This is a genomic window from Alcanivorax sp. S6407, assembly GCF_023016115.1.
Taxonomy (GTDB): Bacteria; Pseudomonadota; Gammaproteobacteria; order Pseudomonadales; family Alcanivoracaceae; genus Alcanivorax.
This window is the reverse complement of the sequence record NZ_JALKBH010000004.1, coordinates 287693-311933: the sequence shown is the minus strand read 5'-3', so window position 1 is coordinate 311933 and position 24241 is coordinate 287693. Positions and strand designations below refer to the sequence as shown.

15 protein-coding genes are annotated in these 24241 nt (G+C 59.8%); 14 read left to right on the top strand and 1 reads right to left on the bottom strand.

Annotated features, from left to right (window positions below; genetic code table 11):
* Positions 1-52 precede the first annotated feature (52 nt).
* The 14 genes from MWU49_RS11110 (at position 53) to gcvPB (ending at position 22688) form a co-directional block, all read left to right on the top strand.
* Positions 53-649 carry a UPF0149 family protein gene (locus MWU49_RS11110; RefSeq protein WP_246972116.1) on the top strand — a complete coding sequence of 199 codons (597 nt, stop codon included), beginning with the start codon at positions 53-55 and terminating at the stop codon, positions 647-649.
* A gap of 32 nt (positions 650-681) precedes the next feature.
* Positions 682-1998 carry a Xaa-Pro aminopeptidase gene (pepP, locus tag MWU49_RS11105; RefSeq protein WP_246972114.1) on the top strand — a complete coding sequence of 439 codons (1317 nt, stop codon included), beginning with the start codon at positions 682-684 and terminating at the stop codon, positions 1996-1998.
* A 224-nt stretch (positions 1999-2222) separates the two neighbouring features.
* Positions 2223-3395, top strand: coding sequence for an FAD-dependent monooxygenase (locus tag MWU49_RS11100; RefSeq protein ID WP_246972112.1), 1173 nt, complete (start codon positions 2223-2225; stop codon positions 3393-3395).
* Between the two features lie 248 nt (positions 3396-3643).
* The gene (locus MWU49_RS11095) at positions 3644-4903 is read left to right on the top strand and encodes an FAD-dependent monooxygenase (RefSeq protein ID WP_246972110.1); all 1260 of its coding nucleotides are present in this window, start codon (positions 3644-3646) and stop codon (positions 4901-4903) included.
* Between the two features lie 109 nt (positions 4904-5012).
* Positions 5013-6005 carry an extracellular solute-binding protein gene (locus MWU49_RS11090; RefSeq protein ID WP_246972108.1) on the top strand — a complete coding sequence of 331 codons (993 nt, stop codon included), beginning with the start codon at positions 5013-5015 and terminating at the stop codon, positions 6003-6005.
* Positions 6006-6017: 12 nt separating this feature from the next.
* On the top strand, positions 6018-7613 hold the full coding sequence (locus MWU49_RS11085) for an iron ABC transporter permease (protein WP_246972106.1): 1596 nt from the start codon (positions 6018-6020) through the stop codon (positions 7611-7613).
* A 522-nt stretch (positions 7614-8135) separates the two neighbouring features.
* Positions 8136-9500, top strand: coding sequence for an outer membrane protein transport protein (locus MWU49_RS11080; protein ID WP_246972105.1), 1365 nt, complete (start codon positions 8136-8138; stop codon positions 9498-9500).
* Positions 9501-9511: 11 nt separating this feature from the next.
* A complete protein-coding gene (locus tag MWU49_RS11075) occupies positions 9512-12706 on the top strand; it encodes an Ig-like domain-containing protein (protein ID WP_246972104.1) in 3195 nt (1064 codons plus the stop codon).
* A 380-nt stretch (positions 12707-13086) separates the two neighbouring features.
* Positions 13087-14442, top strand: a complete 1356-nt coding sequence (locus MWU49_RS11070) for an outer membrane protein transport protein (RefSeq protein ID WP_246972103.1) — start codon at positions 13087-13089, stop codon at positions 14440-14442.
* Between the two features lie 12 nt (positions 14443-14454).
* Positions 14455-17619 carry an Ig-like domain-containing protein gene (locus MWU49_RS11065; RefSeq protein ID WP_246972101.1) on the top strand — a complete coding sequence of 1055 codons (3165 nt, stop codon included), beginning with the start codon at positions 14455-14457 and terminating at the stop codon, positions 17617-17619.
* Between the two features lie 431 nt (positions 17620-18050).
* Positions 18051-19130 carry a glycine cleavage system aminomethyltransferase GcvT gene (gcvT, locus tag MWU49_RS11060; protein ID WP_246972099.1) on the top strand — a complete coding sequence of 360 codons (1080 nt, stop codon included), beginning with the start codon at positions 18051-18053 and terminating at the stop codon, positions 19128-19130.
* Between the two features lie 185 nt (positions 19131-19315).
* Positions 19316-19702, top strand: coding sequence for a glycine cleavage system protein GcvH (gene gcvH / locus MWU49_RS11055; RefSeq protein ID WP_246972097.1), 387 nt, complete (start codon positions 19316-19318; stop codon positions 19700-19702).
* Positions 19703-19866: 164 nt separating this feature from the next.
* Complete coding sequence (gcvPA, locus tag MWU49_RS11050; protein ID WP_246972086.1) at positions 19867-21225, top strand: aminomethyl-transferring glycine dehydrogenase subunit GcvPA; 1359 nt, start codon at positions 19867-19869, stop codon at positions 21223-21225.
* Positions 21222-22688: an aminomethyl-transferring glycine dehydrogenase subunit GcvPB gene (gene gcvPB / locus MWU49_RS11045; protein ID WP_246972084.1), complete on the top strand. Its 1467-nt coding sequence runs from the start codon at positions 21222-21224 to the stop codon at positions 22686-22688. Before gcvPA ends, gcvPB begins: the two co-directional genes overlap by 4 nt.
* A gap of 254 nt (positions 22689-22942) precedes the next feature.
* Here gcvPB and MWU49_RS11040 read toward each other — a convergent pair whose 3' ends face one another.
* Positions 22943-23941 carry an integron integrase gene (locus MWU49_RS11040; RefSeq protein ID WP_246972082.1) on the bottom strand — a complete coding sequence of 333 codons (999 nt, stop codon included), beginning with the start codon at positions 23939-23941 and terminating at the stop codon, positions 22943-22945.
* Between the last annotated feature and the right edge of the window lie 300 nt (positions 23942-24241).

Here is a 24241-nt window from a genome sequence, read left to right as displayed (position 1 = left end):
TTCATGGCTTTCTTCAGGAAGAGGGCCATGGCTGCAAATAACGGAATATCCCATGTCCAACCAGATTGATTTCGAGGTGCTGGCCCAGTCCCTGGCCGCGGCTGGCATAGCTCATTCCCCCAGCGAGCTGCAGGGACTCACGGCCGGTTTGCTGGCCACCGGCCATGGCGGCCGTGACGAGGAGCTGCTGGGCGTGCTGGCCTCCCATGTGGATTTCGAGCAGGGCCAGCTGTTTGACCCTGCCCTGGGCGGGATGCTGGTGGCCGCCCGTGATGAGCTGGCCAGTGGTTTTGCCGGCACCGGGCTGGCACTTCACCTGTTGTTGCCGGGGGATGACGAAGATCTGGGGTTGCGGGTGGCGGCCATTGGTCAGTGGTGCGAGGGTTTTCTGGTGGGGTTCGGCACCGGCTCTGCCAATACCCACGACAAGGATCTCTCCCAGGGCATTCAGGAGGCCCTCTCTGACCTGGCAGCGATCAGCCAGGTGGAAACCCCGGACAGCGACGGGGATGAAGAGGAAGACATGTTCGAACAGGTGGCGGAACACTGCCGCATGGCCGCGCTGATGATTTACACTGAACTGGTCATGCGTCCCCAGGCCAAGTCTGAAGAGGCCGACAAGCCAACCGCACCACCGACCAAGCACTGATTACGTCAACTCCCGTATATCCAGGAGGGGTTTTGAGCATAAATCGTCAGGAATTCGCCCGTCGCCGCCAGGAGTTGATGGGCATCATGGGGCCCAACAGCATTGCCATTCTGCCTGCGGCCCCGGAGCACATCCGCAACCGTGATGTGGAGTATCCCTACCGGCAGAGCAGTGATTTCTGGTACCTGACCGGGTTTGCCGAGCCGGAAGCGGTGATGGTGCTGCTGCCCGGCCGTGAGCATGGCGAATATGTGATGTTCTGTCGTGAGCGTGATCGCACCATGGAAATCTGGAACGGCTATCGCTCCGGACCTGACGGGGTGGTCAACGATTTTGATGCCGACGACGCCTTTCCTATCGGTGACATCGATGAAATCCTTCCGGGTCTGATCGAGGGTCGAGAGCGGGTCTACTACGACCTGGGTATGGATGCGGAATTCGACCGCCGCCTGATGGGCTGGGTCAACAGCATCCGTGACCGGGTGCGCTCCGGTGCCCAGCCGCCGGGGGAGTTCGTGGCCCTGGCCCATCACCTCCACGACATGCGCCTGTTCAAGTCGGCCGCCGAAATCAAGCTGATGCGCAAGGCGGCCAGCATTTCCGCCGGTGCCCATGTGCGGGCCATGCAGGCAGTGAAACCGGGCATGATGGAATACCAGCTGGAAGCCGAATATATCCACGAATTCATGCGCCATGGCTCGCGCAGCCCGGCCTACCCGAGCATTGTCGGTGGCGGCGCCAATGGTTGCATCCTGCATTACATTGATAATCGTCAGAAACTGCAGGACGGCGATCTGGTATTGGTAGATGCCGGTTGCGAACTGGAAATGTACGCCTCGGATATCACCCGAACCTTCCCGGTCAACGGCACCTTCAGCAAGCCCCAGCAGGCCCTGTATGAGCTGGTGCTGGCCAGCCAGTACGCGGCCATCGAAGCGACGCACCCGGACAACCACTGGAATGTCCCCCACGAGCAGGTGGTCAACATCCTTACCCAGGGGTTGCTGGATCTGGGCCTGCTCAAGGGCGAGTTCAACGAACTGGTGGAAACCGAAGGCTATCGCCGCTTCTTCATGCACCGCACCGGCCATTGGCTGGGCCTGGATGTGCATGATGTGGGCGACTACCGGGTGCAGGACCAGTGGCGCCAGCTGGAGCCGGGCATGGCGCTCACCGTGGAGCCGGGTCTCTATATCGCCCCGGACGACGATACTGTGGACGAGCAATGGCGTGGTATCGGCATTCGCATCGAGGACGATGTGGTGGTCACGAAAGATGGCTGCGAGGTGCTGACGCATGAGGTGCCGAAGGATGTGGCGGAGATTGAGCGGGTGATGAAGGGCGGTTAATAGTTAACAGTTAATAGTGAATAGTTAACAGCTAACTTCAAAAGCGAAAGCCTGCTACGAAGCCGCGTCGGAGTGGCAGGGTTGCACAGCCTGTTTCGAGTAACGAGTCGCGAGTTTCGAAAAGCGGAGCTTTTAGCCTTTCGTTACTCGGTACTCGCAACTCGTAACTCGCCCTTTGGGTTCGCGCCTCGAGTGGTGCTCCTACAGTAAAAATGGACATTGGTATGACCCAACAACCTCTGGTGATTGTGGGTGGCGGGATGGCGGGGGCCATGCTGGCGTTGTTGTTGCGTCGTCATGGCGCTAGCTCTGTGGTGCTGGTGGAGAGTCATCCGTTGACGCTGCCTTCCGAGCCGCCGCTGACGCCCAGCTTTGATGCCCGCAGCACGGCGCTGTCCGCCGGCACTTTGGCGGTGCTGGATGATCTGGGGCTGGGCAATGCCATTCGTGAGCACGCAGCGGTAATTGGTACGGTGCATGTGTCGCGGCAATCCCGGCTGGGGCTGACCCGCATGTCCGCCGAGGAAGAGGGCGTCGATCAGCTGGGTGCGGTGGTGGAAAACCGCTGGCTGGGTTTCGTGTTGCTGGGTGCGCTGTTCAATGATGAGGCCATCAGCGTGCGGGCGCCGGATTCCCTGTCCGGCATTCGTCGTCTGGAAGGCGGCTATCAGGTCAGTCTGTCCAGTGGCGAGGTGCTGGAAACGCCCCTGTTGATTGCCGCCGATGGCGCCCGTTCGCAAACCCGGGAATGGCTGGGCATCAGTGCCCGGGATCATGACACCGGCCACGATGCCCTGATTGCCAACTTGTCAGTAGCGACGCCCCATGAAGGGATCGCCTACGAGCGCTTCCTCAATGATGGCCCGCTGGCCCTGCTGCCTTTGCCGGATCAGCGCTTTGCGCTGGTATGGACCGGTCCCCGTGATCAGGTGGATCAGTGGATGGCCATGGACGAGCAAGAGGCGCTGGCCCAGCTGCAGGCCCGTTGCCCGGCAGAGGCGCCGCGGTTGACCGGCATGGGTGAACGCCAGCGTTACCCGCTGGTGCTCACCGAAGCCTGTGCCCAGGTGGTGCCCCATGCAGTAGTGGTGGGCAATGCGGCGCACACCCTGCACCCGGTAGCCGGGCAGGGCTTCAATCTCACCGTGCGGGATCTGTTGGCACTGGCGCAGACCGTGGGCGGCAGTGACAACCCCGGTAGCCTTGCCACCCTTCAGACCTATGCCGAAAAGCGCGAAAAGGATCAGGCCCTGATCAGCCAGGCCTCCCGCTGGGTGCCGGAACTGTTCCGCGTCCAGCAACCGCTGTTTGCTCATAGCCGGCAGCTGGGTCTGGTGGCGCTGGATATCATGCCGGGGCTGAGGAGTGGGTTTGCGAAAAGGGCGATGGGGATTTGAAAGGCAGTTAATAGTTAACAGTGAATAGTGAATAGTGAATAGTTGAATTCAAAAGCGGAAACCTTGCTACGGAGAGGCGTCGGCGTTGCGGGGTGGAGCAACAGTTTCGAGTTACGAGAAACGAGTTTCGAAAATCTGAAAAACGGTTTTGCTTTTCGCAACTCGAAACTCGCTTCTCGTGACTTGGTTTGGCAATAGCTGAATGGCGGAGACTGCCTGAGGGCATCTGTGCGTTTTGGAAAGGATTTATGACGGGCGTTAGCGAACAGCACATCATTATTGTTGGCGGTGGGATGACCGGCGGTTTGCTGGGGGTTCTGCTGGCTCAGGCCGGGTTGCGGGTGACGGTGCTGGATGGGGCGCCGGTGCCGGTGATGCCGGAGGGGGAGGCCCAGTTGCGGGTGTCTACGCTGACGGAGGCCAGCTACTGGCTGCTGCGCAACAGTGGTGTCTGGGATTGCCTCAATCCAGAGCGGGTGCAGCCCTATAACGCCATGCAGGTCTGGGATCAGGACGGTACCGGCGAGGTGCGTTTCTCTGCTGAAGAAGCGGGTGCCGATACGCTGGGCTGGCTGCTGGAGAACGGCCATCTGACGGCGGCGCTGTATCAGCGTGCGCAATCCCTGCCGAACCTGGACTGGCGCTGCGGTACCTCGGTGGACAGTGCGCGTCGCAATGACAGTGACAGTGGCTGGCGTGTGGTATGTGGGGGTGAACGTCTGCAGGCGGATCTGCTGGTGGGCGCGGATGGCGCCCGCTCACAGGTGCGGGATTGGGCCGGGATCAGTGGCGGGGCTTCCGACAGCGGCCATCATGCGCTGGTGGCCACCATCGGCACGGCCTTGCCGCATCAGGGCTGTGCCCGTCAGGTGTTCATGGAATCCGGGCCGTTGGCATTGCTGCCCCTTTACAGTGACCCGCAGCAGGGCGAGCAGTGCCAGTGCTCCATTGTCTGGTCTGGCTGGCCCGAACGGATTCGTGAACTGCAAGAGTGTGATGCCGGGCGCTTCGCCATGGAGCTGCAGGCGGCGGTAGCCGATGTGCTCGGCGAGGTGACCCTGCTCAGCGAGCGGGCAGTGTTCCCGATCCAGCCCCGTCACGCCAGCCAGTATGTGGCGCCGGCGCTGGCCCTGGTGGGCGATGCCGCCCATGTGATTCATCCCCTGGCCGGGCAGGGGGTCAACCTGGGCTTGCTGGACGCCGCGGTGCTGGCGGAAGAAGTGAGTCGCGCGGTGGAATCCGGACTGGGCTGTGCCGACCGTCATGCGCTGGCACGTTATCAGCGCCGCCGGCGCGGTGAGAATCTGGTGATGCAGAATGCCATGCGCGGTTTTCAGCAACTGTTCGAGCAGCGGGCCCTGCCGCTGCGCTGGTTACGCAATACCGGTATGCGCATGGTCAATCAGGGCGGGCCATTGAAAGGCTTTTTCGTCAACCGGGCGCTGGGCCGCAGTGCCGATCTGCCCGGGCTGGCACAACCGCCCCGGCGGGCACGAAATTCCGGCTAGACTTCACGCAAAGACCTGCCATACTGATAGACCAATTAAGAATCATTCTTGTTTGAATTTCCCCGGACTGGAGTTAAGGGATATGCGTGTTTGCTGGAGAGTCGGTGCCATGGCGGCAACCCTGGTGGCGCTGTCAGGCCTGTGGGGCTGTTCTGAGCCTGCTTCCGAGAACGAACTGGTGGTCTACACCTCCCGCAATGATCATCTGATCAAACCGGTATTCGATGCCTATACAGAAGAAACCGGTATCACCATTCGCTATATCACTGACAATGCCTCCGCCCTGGCCGCCCGTATCAAGGCGGAGGGCGAGCGCACCCCGGCGGATCTGCTGATTACCGTGGATGCCGGCAACCTGTGGAATGCCGCAGAGATGGAGCTGCTGCAGCCGGTGGAATCGGTGGTGCTGGATGCCAATGTGCCGGACAGCTTCACCGACCCGAACAAGCAGTGGTTCGGCCTCACCAAGCGAGCCCGTACCATCGTTTACTCCACCGAGCGGGTGGACCCGGACAAGCTGTCCAGCTACGAAGCCCTGGCGCAGCCCGAATGGAAGGGGCGTCTTTGCCTGCGTACCTCCAAGAAGGTCTATAACCAGTCCCTGGTGGCCACCATGATCGAGCGTCTGGGCACCGAGCAGGCGGAAGCCGTGGTCAGTGGCTGGGTGGGTAATCTGGCCACCGATGTGTTCTCCAACGATACCGCCCTGATGGAGGCCATCGTCGCCGGTCAGTGCGATGTGGGCATAGTGAATACTTACTATTTTGGTCGCATGAAGCGTGACAACCCGCAACTGCCGCTGTCCCTGTTCTGGGCCAACCAGGAGGTAAGCGGCGTACATATCAACATTTCCGGCGGCGCGGTGACCAAATACGCGCCGCACCCGGAACAGGCCAAGGCCCTGCTGGAGTGGATGACCCAGCCGGAGGCCCAGCACCTGCTGGCAGAAATCAATCTGGAGTACCCGGTGAATCCCACGGTGGAATCTGCCGAGGAAGTGAAGTCCTGGGGCGATTTCCGTGAGGATGACCTCAACGTCAGTGTGGCCGGCGCCCTGCAGGTGGAAGCGGTGAAACTGATGGACCGGGCGGGGTATCGCTAAGCAGTGAGCCGCATGTCCGTGCCCGCTTCGGGGCTCCCCGCTTTCCGCTTGCCCGGTTTCAGTGGCGCCAGTGCAGTCGCACTGGCGTTGCTGGTTCTGGTGCCGATCCTGGTGTTGTTGAGTGCCTGGCACCAACAGCAGTGGGAAACCTGGCAGCACCTGCTGGATACGGTGCTGTGGCGGCTGGTGGGCAACACCCTGTTGCTGATGGTGGGTGTCACCATCGGGGTGCTGACGCTGGGGGTGTCGCTAGCCTGGTGTGTGGCCACGCTGGAGTTCCCCGGGCGACGCTGGCTGGAGTGGGCCCTGTTCCTGCCCATGGCCATGCCTGCCTATGTGCTGGCCTTCGTCATGGTGGACCTGCTTGATTACGCAGGGCCGGTGCAGAGCCAGCTGCGCGACTGGTGGCCGGACCTGAGCGGCTTCAGTGCCCGCCACCCGTTGTGGGTCGTAGTGACCCTCACCCTGGTGCTCTATCCCTACGTGTACATGCTGGCGCGGCTGGCCTTCCAGGCCCAGGGGCGCAGTGTGCTGGAGCAGGCACGGATTCTCGGCGACAGCCCGCTGCGCGCTTTCTTCAAGGTGGCCATGCCCATGGCGCGGCCGGGCATTGCCGCCGGGCTGGCGCTGGCGCTGATGGAAACCCTGGCGGACTTCGGTGCCGTCTCGGTATTCAATTTCGATACCTTTACCACCGCCATCTACAAGAGCTGGTATGGTCTGTTCAACCTGCAGGCCGCGGCCCAGTTGGCGTCACTGCTGCTGTTGTTCGTGCTGGTGGCGCTGACGCTGGAACGCCGTGGTCGCCGCCGCGCCCGCTACAGCGAACTGGGTGGCCGGCAAGTGATGCGGGCCCGGCCGCGGCTGGCCTGGCTGATCAGCGCCTTCGCGTTTGCGGTATTGTTCCTGGCCTTCCTGTTGCCCGTCTCCCGCCTGTTGTACTGGGTAGTCGGCACTGGCCTGCAGGGGGTAGATCTGCGCTTTGCCAATCTGGTCTGGCGCACCTTTCTGCTCGGCGCCATGGCGGCCTCTCTGGTGCTGGTGCTGGCCAGCTGGCTGGCCTGGGTAAAACGCCATCAGCCCTCGTCCATGGTCTCGGCGTCGGTGCAACTGGCCACCCTGGGTTATGCCTTGCCGGGCTCGGTGCTGGCGGTGGGCATCATGGTCAGTTTCAGTGCCGTGCAGGGCTGGTTCCATTCACTGGGCCTGTCGGTGCCCCTGGTGGGCGGTCTGCTGGCGCTGGTGCTGGCCTATGTGGTGCGCTTTCTGGCGGTGGCCTACGGCCCGGTGGAGAACGCCCTGCAGCAGGTCAAGCCGGGCCTGGTCGAAGCCGCCCGCACCCTGGGTTCCAGCGCTTCGGAGGTGGGCCGTCGGGTCTACCTGCCAATGATGCTGCCAGGCCTGCTGACGGCATTGTTGATGGTGGGCATTGATGTCATGAAAGAGATGCCCGCCACTCTGCTGCTGCGTCCCTTCGGGTGGGACACCCTGGCGGTACGCATCTACGAACTCACCGCCGAAGGCGAATGGCAGCGGGCAGCCGCGCCGTCGCTTACCCTGGTGCTGCTGGGCCTGCTGCCCGTCATCCTGCTGACCCGCAGGCGTTAGAAGGGGCGAGCTTCAAGCTGCAAGCTACAAGCTACAACGCGGGAGCGCGTGTCCGGGATTACCAGGCTGTGCCCGCGTTCATGCAGCGAAGCGTTATTCAGCATATAGCCCTGAACCGAGAAAACCGCATCCTGTGCTGGAAGCGCGGGCTCCTTGCTGCCAGAACCTGAGGCCTTGTCCGCGTTGCTGCTTGCAGCTTGTACCCCCCCCTCCTCCTATCTGCCGTGCCTTGAAATCCGCGCTGAGACCGATTTGTGTATGCCTGTGCATCTTGCCCCGGTTTTCAGGGCTGATGCTTTCTGATGTCTACAAAATAAATCCCTAATAACAATGCCTCACTGATATGCATCTGTATCGTGTCTTTATGTGTATATATGTAAATTAAAGGGTGTTTTGAGACGCAGTTGTAAGGTAATGTTTCGGTCACTTTGGTACGCTTATGCCACATTTTTTGGGCAAATCGGTGCCTATCTTTTTGGGTTAAAACAATAAGCCCGTTCGGGCAGGTCTCAGGAGAGCTTCATGACAAAAAGGAAACTGCTTCCCGCCATTCTGGCCGGGATGGGGGTAATGTCTGCACCGCTGGCCATGGCCAGCATGGGCAATATCGGCACCACCTACGGGGTGCTGCCGTCGGACGTGGCCTCGGCCCAGGCCCTGTCGTTGTTCAACGGCCAGGTCTCTGCCACCTATTACAATCCTGCCAACCTTGCCCGTGATGCCCGCGGCGCCCTGACCACCGGCCTGATGCATGCCGAGCATGAGCTGCGCGCCTCCAAAGTCCGGGGCGGTAGCTTTGCTTCGCCACGGGACGGCGATGTGCTGCAGGATGCGCCCTCCCAGCAAATGCTGCTGGGCATGAAGACGGATCTCACCAACCTGACACAGTACGAGCATCCTCTGTATCTGGGCTTCATGCTTGGGGTGGAGAAATATGGCGAAGAAATGATGGCGTTCAGTTCCGCCACAGATCGTGCTGGCCAATATATGGAGTTCGGTCGCCAGCCTCTGTTCCTGAATCTGGGCGGCGGCACGCAGATCTGGCGGGGCCTGGACATGGGGCTCTCCGCGCGGATCACCCTGCATTCCGAGGCTGAACTGGTGGCCAGCTCCACCCTGGATGGGGTGACCAGCTACGAGACGTTGAATGTCTCTGCGGTGCCATCGATTCGGCCGATCTTCGGCATGAATATGGATTTTGGTGAGAGCTTTTGTGCTGACCAGGACGAGTGTTGGATGAATGGCCTGGAGGCGGCATTCAGTTTTCGTGGTTATTCCAATTCCAGTACCAAGGTGGATTCGACCATCACCATCCCCAATACCGTGCTGGATCCGGGCATGAGCCTGGCAGTGAGCACCATCGACTCCTATCAACCCAATATCTACGCGGCGGGTCTGTCATGGCGCCGTGAGCGCTGGCGGGTCGGCGTTACCCTGGAAATGCAGCAGTGGTCAGAGCTGGAAAGTGAACTGGAGCGCGACACCATCAAGGATCAGGCTGTCAACGCGACGGGGGCAGACCGGTTGCAGTTCAAGGATATCGTCGTGCCACGCGTGGGCGGGGAATTCCATCTCAATGACACTTATATGCTGACTGCCGGGGTGGCGTTGAGTGAGTCGCCGATGTCCTCAAATGGTTCTCTTGAGGTGAACTACTTTGATAACGACAAGCTCATCGTAGGCCTGGGTCTGACGGCTGAGTACAAGACGATTCCGTTGTTGGCCTTCCCGGTGCGATTTGACCTGGCCTACCAATATCAGCAGCTGGAGTCCCGCGAGTTTGATCTTTACGACCAGCGCTCGCCGAACTACCCGCAATCCTATGAAACCGTCGAAGCCGATGGGGACGTCAGTGTTCTCAGCGGTTCCCTCACCCTCAAATTCTAGGAGGCATGACCATGAAACTGAAAGCGTTATGCCTGGCCACCTCCGCAGCTCTTCTGGGTGCGTGCGGCGGTGAAGCCGGAGACCGACCCACCTACGAGAACTGGCAGATCGGCGAGGTCTATTACAGCTACCCCTATGATGGTCAGGAAGGGGTATCGCCGAAGAGCCCTTTGATTCTGCGCTTTTCCCACGAAGTCAGCGTGGATAGCAGTCATTTCACCCTGCTCAAGTGCCCGTCCCTGGGCGAAGCCTGTGAAGACACGGGCAGCAACCATGTGGCTCTGCGGGCGCCGCAATCCGTAGGGCAAGGCAAAGGGGTGGTGATTCAGCCTTCCGGGCCACTGGACCTCACCACTCATTACCGGCTGGTACTCAGCGGCATCGATACCGGTAATGGTGAAGCACAGTTCGAAGACGGCGGGCTGGATTTTGTGACCCGCATGTCTGCCAGCGGTCCTCTTTCCGGGCAGCAAATGGCCCCGGATCTGGCGATCAGCAAGGTCATCCCCAGTGGCGACCCACTGCAGTTCATGGATTTCTCTACCATTCGCCTGCAGTTCAATCAGCAGCTGGAAACCGGCTCGCTGGTGTATGGTGATACCGAGGCGGATGCCTCGGTGGAGCTGGAAGGCCCCGAGGGTACTGTGCCGGCCGTGCTGTTGGTGAAGGGCAATGCGGTGACCATTGATCCGATTGAGGATCTGAATGCTGGCGAGCAATACACCCTGAAGCTTACTGACGCTGTGCGGGGTGTGCAGCAGGATGGACTGACTGGCGGCTACAGCCAGACCTGGACGGCACGTAACTCCATGCCAAGAGCGACTCTGGTGCAGGAAGTGGTTCAGGCCAGTGAGGAAGCGGTCAATCCCTGTAATGCCCCCGATGCCATCAGCGCCATGCTGACTGGCTCTGCGATGAACTGTGTGCCGATCCAGTCCACGTTGCTGGGCGGCAAGGATGCCACCCTGCAATCCGGTGATGTTCGGGCCGAGCTGGCGTTTCTGCCTAACTACCCGGATGTCTCACCGTTGCGCATTGCCCGTAATAGTCTTCTGACCGGCAGTAACATCCAGGTAAACGTGGGTGGGGATGTGCCTGCGGGCATCGAAACCGGCGCTATCAAGGTGACCTTCCTTTCCGATGCTTCCGGTTATCTGGTGCCCAACCCGTACAGTGACTCCCATCAGGCTCCCAAGCAGGTAAGGCTGTTCATGGATGTGGCCATGACAGCGGAAAACCCGGAAGCCAACGGCGGGCTTAGCCAGACCCTCATGCACGTAGAGCTGAACGGCATGGCACTGGTCAATGATGGCCGTATGGAGATCGATGCAGTGGGCGTAGTCGAGCCCACGGTGCTCGGCCAGGAGCAGGCCTTTGGCTTGCTCAGCTTCCATATGAAGTCCTACCGTGATCAGGAAAATGCACCGCCACTGCTGCCGGACATGACCGCGCCGGTACTGCAATCCATGGTGCCTGAAGCCAACGACAGTGGTGTGGCAGACAAGGCGCGCCCTGGTGATCCGGTGATTCTGAACTTCAGCGAGCCACTGGATCCGACCACCCTGGTGGCCGGGCAGAGTCTGGATCTGCTCAGTGGTGGTGTCTCGCAGCCTTTCGATTGGGAGCTGGATGGTGCCACCCTGATCCTGCGCCCGCAAAGCTCGCTGGCCATGGGGTCGACCTATCAGGTGCAGCTCAGCGGTACAGTCACCGACCTGGCCGGTAATCCGTTGGCGCCACTCAATCGAGAGTTCAGCCTGCCAGCGTTGGTGGGCGAGGCAGTACCCCCAATTGCCCTTACCTCCTACCCGGGTTTCCCCTGTGCCAGTGACAATGAGCACTGGGAAATCGAGGCCGGTAACCATGGTTTCTGTCGTGGTGGGAAAACCGAAGACGACCGCAACCCGGTACCGCAGCTGCCGGCAGACCGTTCCATTCGGGTTAACTTCTCCCAGGATATGGATCCGGCCTCCATCGTGTTTGAAAACAGCGAGGCCTGTGGTGTCGGCAGTTTCCGGGTGGAAAAAGTGGAATCCGATGCGCAGGGTGCGCCGATCCGTTACGACGAGGATGGCAAGCGTAAGTATCACTGTGAGTCCGGTGTCACCGGTGAGCTCACCATAGGTGCGCGCAGTCTGGTGTTCACCCCGGATCAGCCCTGGGAAGAGGGTGTCAGCTACCGTTACATACTGATGAGTGTCAACGGCACCGGCAGCCAGCAGGCGAATGACTGCAGCAGCGGTGAGGCGATCTGCTCTGTGGCGGGCAAGCGTCTGCAGACCGCGGTGCTGGAGGCGCCTGACAATGATATGGGCGGTCCTAACATGCACCTTCACTTTGTGGGTGCGGCAGCCACAGACTCGGTGTTCCAGCCCCTGCGCAATCTCCCCACCGCGGATCTCAACGGTAACGGCCAGTTTGATGATGGCGAACCGGGTTATCAGGGCAATGGGGCCGGTGTGAATACCACCGGACTGGTGGTGGATGACTACGATGGTGACGGTATCCTCTCTGATCCAGAGTTGCTCTGCGATGTGCCGGAGCGCTGTGATATTCATGTAGTGGGGGCGCTGGATACGGAAGTGTTCGGGTCGGCGGTGTACCGGGATCTGCAATCCGGTGAAACCATTATCGACCCGGAAACCGGCGAGCCCATGCGGGCTGTCAGGGTGGGGCTCTACCCGACCATGATTCAGGCGTCCTCAGTCACGCTACTGGTGAAGATCATTGGTTTGATACCCAGTGAGACGCCTACTGAAACCCAGTACATGCGCATGCGATACAGCTGTGTGGCCTGGCCTGTCGATGCGGAAAACTACTGCGGCAAGACCAATCCTGATGGCAGTTTCGTATATGACGAGATCGAGCGTCAGGGGCTGATCCCGGGCTGGATTGTGGAAACCGAATCCGGTCCGGAATTCCGCACCGATGTGGAGGTGTATCTGGATGCACCTGACATGCATATCGTGCTGGATGGTTCTCATAGCCTGCACAGTGCGCCGCTGACACTGAACCTGTCCGGCCCGGTGACTTTCCTGCCGGACGGCCGCATGGTGATCGGTCAGCTCAACAGCAATGCGGTGCCGATTGATGTGAAGCTGGGTATCGAGCTTGGCTTTATTCCGTTGGCCAACCCGGAGATCAACCTGCAGATACCGCCTAATGGCCTGCATCTCCAATACCTGGGTGAGCCCATCAAGCAATAAACCCGGTTCAGGGATAAAAACCGGCCTTCGGGCCGGTTTTTTTTGGCCGCTTAGCGGCTGCATCACGCATCACGCAACATGCATCACGTAAACCCGGGTAACCCGTACTGTGGGAGTTTGCTTGCAAACGAAGCCTTTGCTGTCCCGCCAATAACACACTGATTACACAGCTTAACAAGTCCGCCAAGTCACACACCTTTCTCAACCATTCCCAACCTTTTCGCAACGGCTGTCGCCCGGGGCTTTTGTTTTACTTATTGCATATACATAGGCAGGAACAGGTCAGCTGGTGCATACCGTTCACCCGTTCTTCGCTGTAAAAACCCCACGCTCAAGAAGAGAGTGGAAATAAGCCGAATAACAAACGCCGGAGACCCAATATGTCCGTCAAACCCTTTAGCCGACTGGGGGCCGCAGCCCTGTTCTCGACCATGCTGACCGCCCCGGCTTTTGCCGCCATGGGCAACACTGCCAGCACTTACGGCCTGCTGCCCGTGGATGTGGGTTCGGCGCAGGCGCTTTCCCTGTTTAACACCCAGGCCTCGGCCCTCTACTACAACCCGGCCTACCTGACCCAGGACCCACGCGGTGAATTAACGGCGGGCCTGCTGCACGGTGAGCACGATCTGCGTGTGATCAGCAAGGGTAACCCCAGCGGCGGTGGCGCTGCTGTGATTCGTGACGGCGACAAGGCCAATGTGGCCGATACCCAGCAGCAGGTGATTGCGCTGAAAACCGATCTGACCGACATGCTTAAAGGTGACCACCCCCTCTATTTCGCGATTATCGCCGGGGTGGAGAAATTCGGTGAAGAAATGCTGGCCTTTGAGTCCCAGAACTCCCGTGAAGGCCAGTACATGCAGTACGGTCGCCAGCCGCTGTTCCTGAACCTGGGTGGCGGCCTGGAAGTGGCCAACGGGATTACCACTGGTGCCTCTGCTCACGTTTCCCTGCGCAACGAAGCGACTCTGATTGCCAGCGCCAATCTGGCCGGTGAGACCCAGTACGAAGAATTGAATGTAAAAGCCAAGCCGGTGATTCGCCCGATCCTGTCCATGAACCTGGAGTGGGACAAGATCTTCTGTGGCAATGACGACTGCGGCATTTTCTCCGGTCTGGAAAGTGCTGTGGCCTTCCGCGGCCACACCTCCGCCCGCACGGCTGTGGAATCCAATCTGACCATTCCGGGCACCGTGGTAGATCCGGGCATCACCGTGCTGATCGATACCATCGATTCCTACCAGCCGGACATCATCAGTGCCGGCCTGCAGTACCAGCTCTTCGATAACTTCCGCGTGGCGGCCAGTGTGGAGCAGCAAAACTGGAGCGATCTGGAAGAAGAGCTGGCCAAGGACACCGTCAAGGATCAGGCCCAGGCCAAGTTCAAGGATATTCTGGTGCCGCGTATCGGTGCCGAGCTTTCCATCAATGATCACATCAAGCTGTTCGGTGGGGTGGCCTACCATGAGAGCCCGCTGGAAAGCATCCAGACCCCGGACGTGAACTACTTCGACAATGACCGTCTGATTGTGGGCGTAGGTAGTGCCCTGATCATCAAGAACCCGCCGATCCTGGCTTACCCGATGCGTCTCGATTTCGGTTACCAGTATCAGCAGCTGGAAGAGCGTGAATTCGAGCTGACCACCACCCGGCCCGGCGTGACCAACCCCTACGAGTCCGTGAACACTGAAGGCGATGTCCATGTGTTCTCCGGTTCCCTCACCCTGAAGTTCTAACGGAGGCGCGACATGAAAAAGAACAAGACAGCCCTCATCGCATCAGCCATCGCAGCGGCCTCGCTGGTCGGCTGCGGCGGTGACAGTGCCAGCGTGAGTTTCAATACGCCCACGTTCAATGCGCGCAACCTGCATTACACCTATCCGCTGGATGATCAGCAGCAGGTGGCGCCGCGCACCATTGTGGCCCTGCAATTCAGCCACACGGTTAGTGCTGCAGCGGAAAATTTCGCCTTCACCGGCCCGACCGGTGAAGATGTGCCCTTTACTCTCGAGTCTGTGGCGGGCGGCAAGGGCGTTGTGCTGACCCCGACCCATGCACTCAAGCCGGCATCTGACTACAAGGTGGTCATGAATGGTGTCACTGTGCTGGGTGAGACCACCACCTTCAAGGATGGTGCACTCAACTTCACCACCCGTGCGGCTCTGGAGGGCCCGTTGGCCGGCCAGCGCACCAGCGATACCTTTGCCGTGTCTTCCCTGTTCCCGGACGACGACCAGTTCAAGAGCATGGACTTTTCCTCCTTCCGGGTACGCACCACCCAGCCCATTGATGCCAGCAGTGCGGTCTACGGCGATACTGTCAGCCTGATGAGCAACGGCGAAGTGGTGCCGGCCCTGATGTTGGTCGGCCGCACCGCTATCACCGTGGATCCCAAGGAAGACATGGTGCCGGGCCAGACCTACGAGCTGGTCATCAATGGCGTGAAGAGCGCCTCCGGTGACACCATTACCGCTTATTCTCACTCCACGGTACCGCAGGATACGACCTCGCCGACCACCGGTGAGCGTGCCGTACTGGTGACCAATGCGCCGCCGGCAGACCCGGATCTGGGTTGTCAGGATGAGGGTGTGCGCCTGTCCGAGCTGACCGGTCAGCCGATCAACTGTGTGCCGGTGATCGGTACCCTCTTGCAGGACAAGACCGTGTCCAAGCAGTCCGGTGATGTCTATGCCGAACTGGCGTTTGCGCCGAACTTCCCGGACGTGACGCCGCTGCGGGTCAAGCGCGGTGGTGTCCTGACAGGGGATGCCCTGGAAGTCTTTATTGGTGGTGAGGTGCCGGTAGGGTTCGATTCCGGTGAAGTGACCGTGCAGATTATCTCCGATGCCACCGGTTACCTGTTCCCCAACCCCAATGCCGAAAGCGACGATGCGCCCAAGCAGCTGCGTCTGTACATGGATATTGCCACCTCCACCGCGGATGCCCGCGCCAACGGTGCCTTTACCCAGAACATCATGCATCTGGAGCTGGTGGGGACGGGGCTGATCGAAAACGGCCAGCTCAACACCGACGCCATCACCGTGGTCGAGCCGCGGGTGCTGGGTGTGGAGAACAGCTACGGCGTGCTCAGCTTCCGCATGGAGTCATACCGGGACCAGGAAAATGCCCCCCTGCAGCCGGCAGATACGGTTAACCCCTTTGTGCCGGTGACTAATGTAGGCAATGGCGTCGAATTGTCCTGGCAGCCGGGTAACGTGGCTGACCGCATGGAGCCCGGTGAGCCCATCGTGGTTCACTTCAATGAAGCTCTGGATCCGGATTCCATTGTGGCCGGCACCAGCCTGCAGTTGACCAAGGGTGGCATGGCGGAACCCTTCAGCTGGGAGCTGAGTGGTAATGCGCTGGTAATTACCCCGGACGCGCCGGTGGATTACGGTGTGCAGTATGTGGTGACGACCACCCCGGCGATTACCGACCTGGCAGGAAATCCGCTGCAGATGCTGGACACCCTGGAAGGCGACAACAGCCTTGATTTCACCCTGCCGCAATACGTGGTCAACGATCCGGATGACGTGCAGCGCGGTCCTTTCGCGGCGACCGTGTACCCCGGTTTCCCCTGTGTTACTGCGGCGGCAGACCAGGCCACTATCGACAGCGGTTTCCAGGGCGCCTGTATTTCTTCCAGCCCGGAAGCGGAACAGGTGGTGATAGATTCCATGCCGATTGTGTCGTTGCCGGCAAACCGGGCCATCAGGGTGCGCTTCTCCCAGAACATGGACGCGTCCACGATCACTCTGGGTAACACCTTCAAGGTGGAAAAAGACAATGCAGGCTCCTGGCAGGCGGTGGACGGTGAACTGACCGTGGAAGCCCGTAACGTGACCTTTACCCCGGAGCAACCCTGGGAGCAAGGCGCGCTGTATCGGTACGTGATGGCGGGTAATGGCGGCGGCACCGGCTGTGCTGGCATCTGTTCCGCCGCAGGTCTGCCGTTCCAGAGTGCCCCCCTGTTGGGTGGCGGCCTTAAGGATGGTGGTCCGGACATGGAAATCCTGTTCAAGGGTGGCCCGGTACAGTTGACCACCTTCCAGCCGCTGGCCAACCTGCCCAGCGCGGATGTGAACAACAACTTCCAGATCGACAGTGGTGAGCCGGTACTGCCGGAAACCGCGACCCTGGATCCAGCCAACACCCCGGCCAACGCCACCTTTATCAAGCCCCGTGGCGATGGTGGTGGTGGTGACTTCGTGATTTCTGCCAACACCGGCTGTGGCTACGATGACCTGGCCAACACCCAGCCGACCCAGTGTGACAGCGACAAGATCATGTATGTGACCGGTCTGCTCGACACTGAAATCATCGACTTCGTGGAAGGCAAGGGTGTACCGGTGGTGATCTATCCGACCACCGTGGCGCTCACCAACCTGGATGCCACAGTCGTAGCGGGTCTGTCGCTGGATTCCGAGAGCACCATCGGTGGCCTGCTGGGTGCTCTGGGGCTGGATGGTCTCACCGAGGCACTGGGGCTGACCAACATTGGCTTGCTGCCCATCGAGACCTCCACCGGCCCGAACATCATGCGTGTGCGCTATGAACCGGCCGATCCGGTGAATGATCCCAATGGGCCGCGTACCGTGCCGCCGGTGGGCTTCATCACCGAAACCCCGGATGGACCGGTGTTCACCATCACCTTCAACCTGCTGTTCGATGCCCCGGCCCTGAGCGTGCCTGGCCTGAGCCACAACGTGAAGAGCCTGCCCATCGACAACGTGGTGCTGCAAGGTCCGCTGGACTTCCTGCCGGATGGCCGCCTGTTCATCGGGCTGCAGAACCAGGCCGCTCTGGATGTGGATCTGGAGATCTCCCTGGGTGATCTGGGTGCCGGCACCGTGCAGCTGCAGATCCCGCCGGGTGGCATCAACCTGAGCTACCAGAGCGTGTCCATTCAGTAATCGTCAATAATCTGCGAGTTTCCTTTCGCATGACTGTCCTTGCCCCGGCTTGCCGGGGCATTTTTTTGGCCGCGCTGCGGCTGCTGCACGCTTCACGCAACATGCAACACGCGAAAGACCAAACCGGGGGGCTGTACTGGGGGCTCTTGGTTTTGTAGGAGTCCATGCTCGCATGACGATCCGAGCGCCAGCGAGTAACGAGTTTCGAGTTGCGAAAGGCATACTGTCAGTACGATCGGGTTTTGCACTTCGCAACTTGCTCCTCGTACCTCGCCACTATCTTCATCACCCGCCATCACCGATGGAGAGGCCGCTGCTGCCCGGTAGACACCCTGTTACTGGCTCCGAAGCCCCACCTGTCCATCCCGCCACCCTATTCCCACAGGCTTCTGGCGGATATAATTGCCCCTCATTTGAGCAGTGGTGAAGTTATGGGTCATCGCACAGCCTTGTACGACGCGCATGTAGCTGCGGCCGGCAAGATGGTGGATTTTGGCGGCTGGGATATGCCGATCAACTACGGTTCCCAGATCGAGGAGCACCATGCGGTGCGCCAGAAGGCTGGCGTCTTCGATGTGTCGCACATGACCGTGGTCGATGTGGCCGGTGCCGGTGCCCGTGATTTCCTGCGTCATCTGCTGGCCAACGATGTGGATCGCATCGAGCCCGGCCGTGCTCTTTACAGCGGCATGCTCAATGAGCGCGGTGGCGTGATTGATGATCTGATCGTCTACAAGCGCGATAACGATTTCCGCCTGGTGGTGAACTGTGCCACCCGGGAAACCGATCTGGACTGGATGGAAAAGCAGGCCGGCGGTTTTGCCGTGGATATCCAGGAGCGCCCCTACCTCGCCATGCTCGCGGTCCAGGGCCCAGAGGCCCGCGCCATGCTGGCCGGTCTGCTGGAGGGAAACAAGGCGGATGCCGTGAACAGCCTGAAGATTTTCGGCTTCGCCGAAGACGGCGACTGGATGATCGCCCGCACCGGCTACACCGGCGAAGACGGCGTGGAAATCATGCTGCCCAACGCCGATGCAGTGGCCCTGTGGGATCAGCTGCTGGCGGCGGGCGTGGCCCCGGCGGGCCTCGGCGCCCGCGATACCCTGCGTCTGGAAGCCGGCATGAACCTGTACGGCAACGACATGGACGAGAATATTACGCCGTGGGAAGCCAACATGGGCTGGACTCTGGTGCTGAATGACCGTGATTTTATCGGTCGACAGCCGCTGCTTAACCAGCAGCAAAACGGCCACGCCGAACTGGTTGGCCTGGTACTGGAAGGCAAGGGCGTACTGCGCGCTCACCAGAAAGTGATTTTGCCCAACGATGAAGAAGGCGAGATCACCAGCGGCACTTTTTCACCGACCCTGGGCAAGTCCATTGCCCTGGCGCGTCTGCCCGCCGGTGCCAGCGGCAAGGTGGAAGTGGAAATCCGCAACAAGCGCCAGCCGGCCCAGGTGGTAAAAGCCCCCTTCGTGCGCAACGGCCAAGCGGTTTATAAAGAGATTTAAGCAACACGCGGCACGCTTCACGCAACACGCCTGGAGCGGCCACCGTAGGAGCTTGCCTGCAAGCGATCTTTTGATTTTCAGGCAAGATCGCCTGCAGGCAGGCTCCTACAGAAAATCATTCCATATTTTTCAGCGTGCGTGCGAAAAGCATGTTGCGTGCAGTGACTCAACAAGGAGAGCCAACAATGAGCGAGATCCCCGCCGAACTGCGTTATGCCAGCAGCCACGAATGGGCCAAAAATGAAGATGGCACAGTGACCGTGGGTATCACCGCCCACGCCCAGGACGCCATGGGCGACCTGGTATATGTGGAGCTGCCGGAAGTGGGTCAGGTAGTTGCCGCGGGCGACGAAGCCGGTGTGGTGGAATCCGTAAAAGCGGCCTCCGATATCTACGCCCCGGTGTCCGGTGAAATCGTGGAAATCAACGAAGCCCTGGAAGACGAGCCCGAGCTGGTCAACAGCGCCCCCTATGAAGGTGGCTGGCTGTTCAAGATCGCCATGAGCGAAGAAACCGATCTCGACAACCTGCTCACCGCCGACCAGTACCAGGCGCAGATCGAAAGCGAATAACGGCATTACCGTTATTCGCAGCGGCAAGCTACAAGCCACAAGCTGCAAGCTAAACCCTAACCCCGGTTTTCCTTGTCGCTTGAAGCTTGCAGCTTGTAGCTAGTCTCCAGCGTGAGTGAAGCGCTGCGGACCCAAAGCCAAACCCAACCTGACCAGGTACCCCCATGCCTTACATCCCCCATACCCCCGATGACGTGCGTGCCATGCTCGACGCCATTGGCGCCGACAGCATCGAAGATCTGTTCGATGAAATTCCCGCGCACCTGAAAGCGGCCGGCAAGCTGGACGCGCTGCCCGACGGTTTGAGCGAAATGGAAGTGACGCGTTTGATGAACGAGCGCGCCGCCATGGACGCGGGCGCGGTGAGCTTCATTGGCGCCGGTGCCTACCAGCACCATATTCCGGCAGCGGTATGGGAGATTGCCACCCGCGGTGAGTTCTATACGGCCTACACCCCGTATCAGGCGGAGGCCAGTCAGGGCACCCTGCAGGTGATCTACGAATTCCAGACCCTGATGACCCGCCTTACCGGCATGGATGTGAGTAACGCCTCCGTCTACGACGGCGCCTCTGGCCTGGCCGAAGCGGTGCTGATGAGCCTGCGCGCCAATCGCAAGAGCAAGTCCCGCAAGGTACTGGTGCCCACCGCCCTGAACCCGCGCTACACCGCCGCCACCAAGGCCATCGTGGAAAACCAGGATGTGGCGCTGGAGATGGTGGGCTTCGATGCCGCCACTGGCCAGACCCCGCTGGATGCGCTCAAGCCCTATGAAGGCGAAGACTATGCCGCCCTGGTGATCAGCCAGCCCAACTTCTTCGGTTCTCTTGAAGACGTGGATGCGCTCACCGACTGGGCCCAGGCCAACGGCATGCTGGTCATCGCGGTGGTCAATCCGACTTCCCTGGCGCTACTGACGCCTCCCGGTGAGTGGGGCAGCGACGGTGCGGATATCGTAGTGGGCGAAGGTCAGCCGCTGGGCGTACCGCTGTCTTCCGGTGGTCCCTACTTCGGCTTCATGTGCTGCAAACAGAAACACGTGCGCCAGATGCCCGGCCGCATCATTGGCCGCACTGTGGACATGGAAGGCAAACAGGGTTTCACCCTGACCCTGCAGGCCCGCGAACAGCATATCCGTCGTTCCAAGGCCACCAGTAACATCTGTACCAACCAGGGCCTGGCCATGACCGCGGCCACCATCTATACCTCTCTGCTGGGACCGGATGGCCTCACCAACGTGGCGGCCCACTGCCATGCCAACACCCAGGCACTGGCGGAAAAACTCACCGCCATCGCCGGCGTGGAGCGTGCCTTTACCGCTCCCACCTTCCACGAAGTGGTACTGACGCTGCCAAAAGAAGCCGATGACGTGCTGGCCCAACTGGCCGAGAAAGATGTGCTGGGCGGTGTCAGCCTGGCGAAAGACTACAACCTGCCAAACGCCATCCTGGTCAACGCCACCGAAGTGCACAGCGAAGGCGATCTGGATTTGTTTGCAGTGGCTTTGAAGGAGGTGCTGGCATGAGCGAGACCAAACTGATTTTCCAACTGTCTCACCCGGGCCGCAGCGCCGTCTCCCAGGCGCCGAAAGCACTGGCAGAAGACAAGCTCAGTGCCATTCCCGCGCAACTGCGCCGCAAACAAAAGCCGGCCCTGCCGGAAGTGTCCGAAATGCAGGTGGTGCGTCACTATACCAACCTCTCCAGCAAGAACTTCGCCATCGACAAGCAGTTCTACCCGCTGGGCTCCTGCACCATGAAGTACAACCCCCGCGGCGCCAACCGTGCCGCCATGCTGCCGGGGTTCCTGAACCGCCACCCGCTGGCGCCGGAAAGCCACAGTCAGGGTTTCCTCAGCTGCATGTATGAGCTGCAGAACTTCCTCAAGGAAGTCACCGGCATGAAGGGGGTATCCCTCGCGCCCATGGCCGGCGCCCAGGGCGAGTTCGCCGGTGTGGCCATGATTCGCGCCTACCACGACGCCCGTGGTGACGACGAGCGTACCGAAATCCTGATCCCGGAAGCCGCCCACGGCACCAACCCGGCCACCGCTGTCATGTGTGGCTACAAGGTGCGTGAAGTGCCGGTAGGCAAGGATGGCGACGTGGATCTGGAGGCGCTGAAAGCCGCCTGCGGTCCGCAGACTGCCGGCCTGATGATGACCAACCCCAGCACCTGTGGCGTGTTCGAACGGCAGATCGAAGCCATCGCCAAGACCGTCCACGAAGCCGGGGGCCTGCTCTACTATGATGGCGCCAACCTGAACGCCATCCTCGGCAAGGTGCGTCCCGGCGACATGGGCTTCGACGTGATCCACATGAACCTGCACAAGACCTTTGCTACCCCGCACGGCGGCGGTGGTCCTGGTGCAGGCCCGGTCGGTGTGTCCGAACGTCTGCTGCCTTACCTGCCCACCCCCATGGCAGGCCAGCGTGATGACGGCAGCTATCACTGGATCGATACCGATATCCTCGGCACCAGCATCGGCCACCTCAGTGCCTTCATGGGCAACGCGGGTGTTCTGCTGCGCGCCTACTACTATGCTCGTTCCCTGGGACGTGAAGGCATGATCCGGGTGGGCGAGTTCTCCACCCTGGCAGCCAACTACCTGCTCAAGCGTCTGGAGGCCATCGGTTGCACCGCCGCCTACCCGGATCGCCGTGCCAGCCATGAATTCATCCTTACTTTCGCCAAAGAAGCGAAAGAGCTGGGTGTGACCGCCATGGATATCGCCAAGCGCCTGCTGGACTACAACCAGCACGCACCGACCACCTACTTCCCGCTGCTGGTGCCGGAGTGCTTCCTCATCGAGCCCACCGAAACCGAAAGCAAGGAAGCCCTGGACGAGTTCGTCGATGCCATGGCCGCCATCCTGGAAGAAGCACGCACCGAACCCGACATGGTCAAGGAAGCGCCCTTCACCCAGCCAGTGCGCCGCCTGGATGACGTGAAAGCTGCTCGCGAGCTGGATCTCACCTGGAGCGAATAAGCCCCTGTGGGAGCTTGCCTGCAAGCGATAAAAACCCGGCGCAAGCCGGGTTTTTTATGCCGCTTCGCAGCGTGCAACACGCTTAACGCCATGCAGCACGCAAAGATCAAAAGCGGATTTACCACAGAGGGGACAGAGTTCACTGAGGGCGGATTGCCAAGTATTGCTGTTCCTGTTGTAGGAGCCCCTCTGGAGGGGCGAACAAACCCGGGATCAAAATCCCCTTCGTTAAGCAAGCTGAATCTCCCACCTACCTACCCCCGATCGAGCGGACTGATCACTCCCAGTCCGCCCCGGTTCATCACATGCAGGTAACGCTCGGTGGTGGACACGTCACTGTGGCCCAGCAGCTCCTGAACGGTGCGGATGTCGTAGCCGCTTTCCAGTAATCGTGTCGCAAAGGAATGTCGGAAAGTGTGCGGGCCGCAGAGTTTGACGAGGCCGACTTCCTGAGCGGCTTTCTTGATATGTTTGCGAATGGTGTCAGGATGATGGTGATGGCGGCGAATGATTCCGGTTTGCGGATCTTTCGCAGGTTCGTTGGAGGGGAAAATGAACTGCCAGCCAAGCTGTGATGCTTCTCCAGAATACTTTCTGGCCAGCGCATGCGGCATCCAGGCGGGGCCGACACCATTCTGTCGATCATACTTGTAATAACTGCTGGCGAGATTTATCTGAAGCTTCAGCCGGTCATGAAGTTGATCAGAGAGAACGGTTATCCTGTCCTTGTTGCCTTTTCCTTCCCGAACAATCAATTGCCCCTGTCCAAAATCGATATCCTTGATACGGAGTCGCAGTGTCTCTGAAACCCTCAGGCCTGAGCCGTACATTAATTCAGCCATAAGTTTGAAAGGATCTGAGAGCTGATCGATAACAGCGCGTGCTTCCTCATCAGTAAATACAACAGGGGGCCGGCGATACTGGCGAGATCTGCGAAATTCCAGGGGAGGAAAGTCAATTTTAAGGAACTTTCGATAAAAGCAATTAAGGCTGTTGAGTGCGACCTTTTGTGTGGCGGGGCTGCATTGGCGTTGAGTTGCCAGGTAAGTCAGAAAGGCTTCAATCTCAGGGGTACTCATTTCTCGAGGATGCCTAAGATTGTGATAACGAATATATGTCACAACCCAGTGAACATATGTCTGTTCGGTCTGATACCGATAATGATTGGCGCGAAGCCAGGAACGAAATTGGTCAAGAAGCTTGACGGGCTTTTCAGGCACATTGACAGGGATATCTCTGGTGCGACTACTCATGCTGACCTCCATGTGTGATGTCAGATTGAGCTCACGATGAGCCGTGCTCAACGGAACGACGCCGAAATAGTTGTAAGAGATCTCTTAAAATTTGTTAAGTCATTGAAATATAGAGCCCGGGACGGCTTAATCTGAAGGGCCGAGTGCGGGAAATAACCCGCTGCTTCGAGTTTTGTCAGTTGAGAATTGTTCTTGTTTTTCCAATAACTGGCTGAGTAAATTGAGATTAAATGTATTTCATCGCTATCTTCGCGAAGAAATATGTCGAAAAAAGATATGTCGAACGATTCGACTGAATAC

Bases quoted from the DNA above. Each gene is read 5' to 3' on its own strand.
- MWU49_RS11075 (WP_246972104.1), top strand. From the start codon at position 9,512: ATGAAACTGAAAGCGTTATGCCTGGCCACCTCCGCAGCTCTTCTGGGT.
- MWU49_RS11090 (WP_246972108.1), top strand. From the start codon at position 5,013: ATGGCGGCAACCCTGGTGGCGCTGTCAGGCCTGTGGGGCTGTTCTGAG.
- MWU49_RS11095 (WP_246972110.1), top strand. From the start codon at position 3,644: ATGACGGGCGTTAGCGAACAGCACATCATTATTGTTGGCGGTGGGATG.
- gcvPA (WP_246972086.1), top strand. From the start codon at position 19,867: ATGCCTTACATCCCCCATACCCCCGATGACGTGCGTGCCATGCTCGAC.
- gcvPB (WP_246972084.1), top strand. From the start codon at position 21,222: ATGAGCGAGACCAAACTGATTTTCCAACTGTCTCACCCGGGCCGCAGC.
- gcvH (WP_246972097.1), top strand. From the start codon at position 19,316: ATGAGCGAGATCCCCGCCGAACTGCGTTATGCCAGCAGCCACGAATGG.
- MWU49_RS11070 (WP_246972103.1), top strand. From the start codon at position 13,087: ATGTCCGTCAAACCCTTTAGCCGACTGGGGGCCGCAGCCCTGTTCTCG.
- MWU49_RS11080 (WP_246972105.1), top strand. From the start codon at position 8,136: ATGACAAAAAGGAAACTGCTTCCCGCCATTCTGGCCGGGATGGGGGTA.
- MWU49_RS11110 (WP_246972116.1), top strand. From the start codon at position 53: ATGTCCAACCAGATTGATTTCGAGGTGCTGGCCCAGTCCCTGGCCGCG.
- MWU49_RS11040 (WP_246972082.1), bottom strand. From the start codon at position 23,941: ATGAGTAGTCGCACCAGAGATATCCCTGTCAATGTGCCTGAAAAGCCC.
- MWU49_RS11085 (WP_246972106.1), top strand. From the start codon at position 6,018: ATGTCCGTGCCCGCTTCGGGGCTCCCCGCTTTCCGCTTGCCCGGTTTC.
- MWU49_RS11100 (WP_246972112.1), top strand. From the start codon at position 2,223: ATGACCCAACAACCTCTGGTGATTGTGGGTGGCGGGATGGCGGGGGCC.
- MWU49_RS11065 (WP_246972101.1), top strand. From the start codon at position 14,455: ATGAAAAAGAACAAGACAGCCCTCATCGCATCAGCCATCGCAGCGGCC.
- gcvT (WP_246972099.1), top strand. From the start codon at position 18,051: ATGGGTCATCGCACAGCCTTGTACGACGCGCATGTAGCTGCGGCCGGC.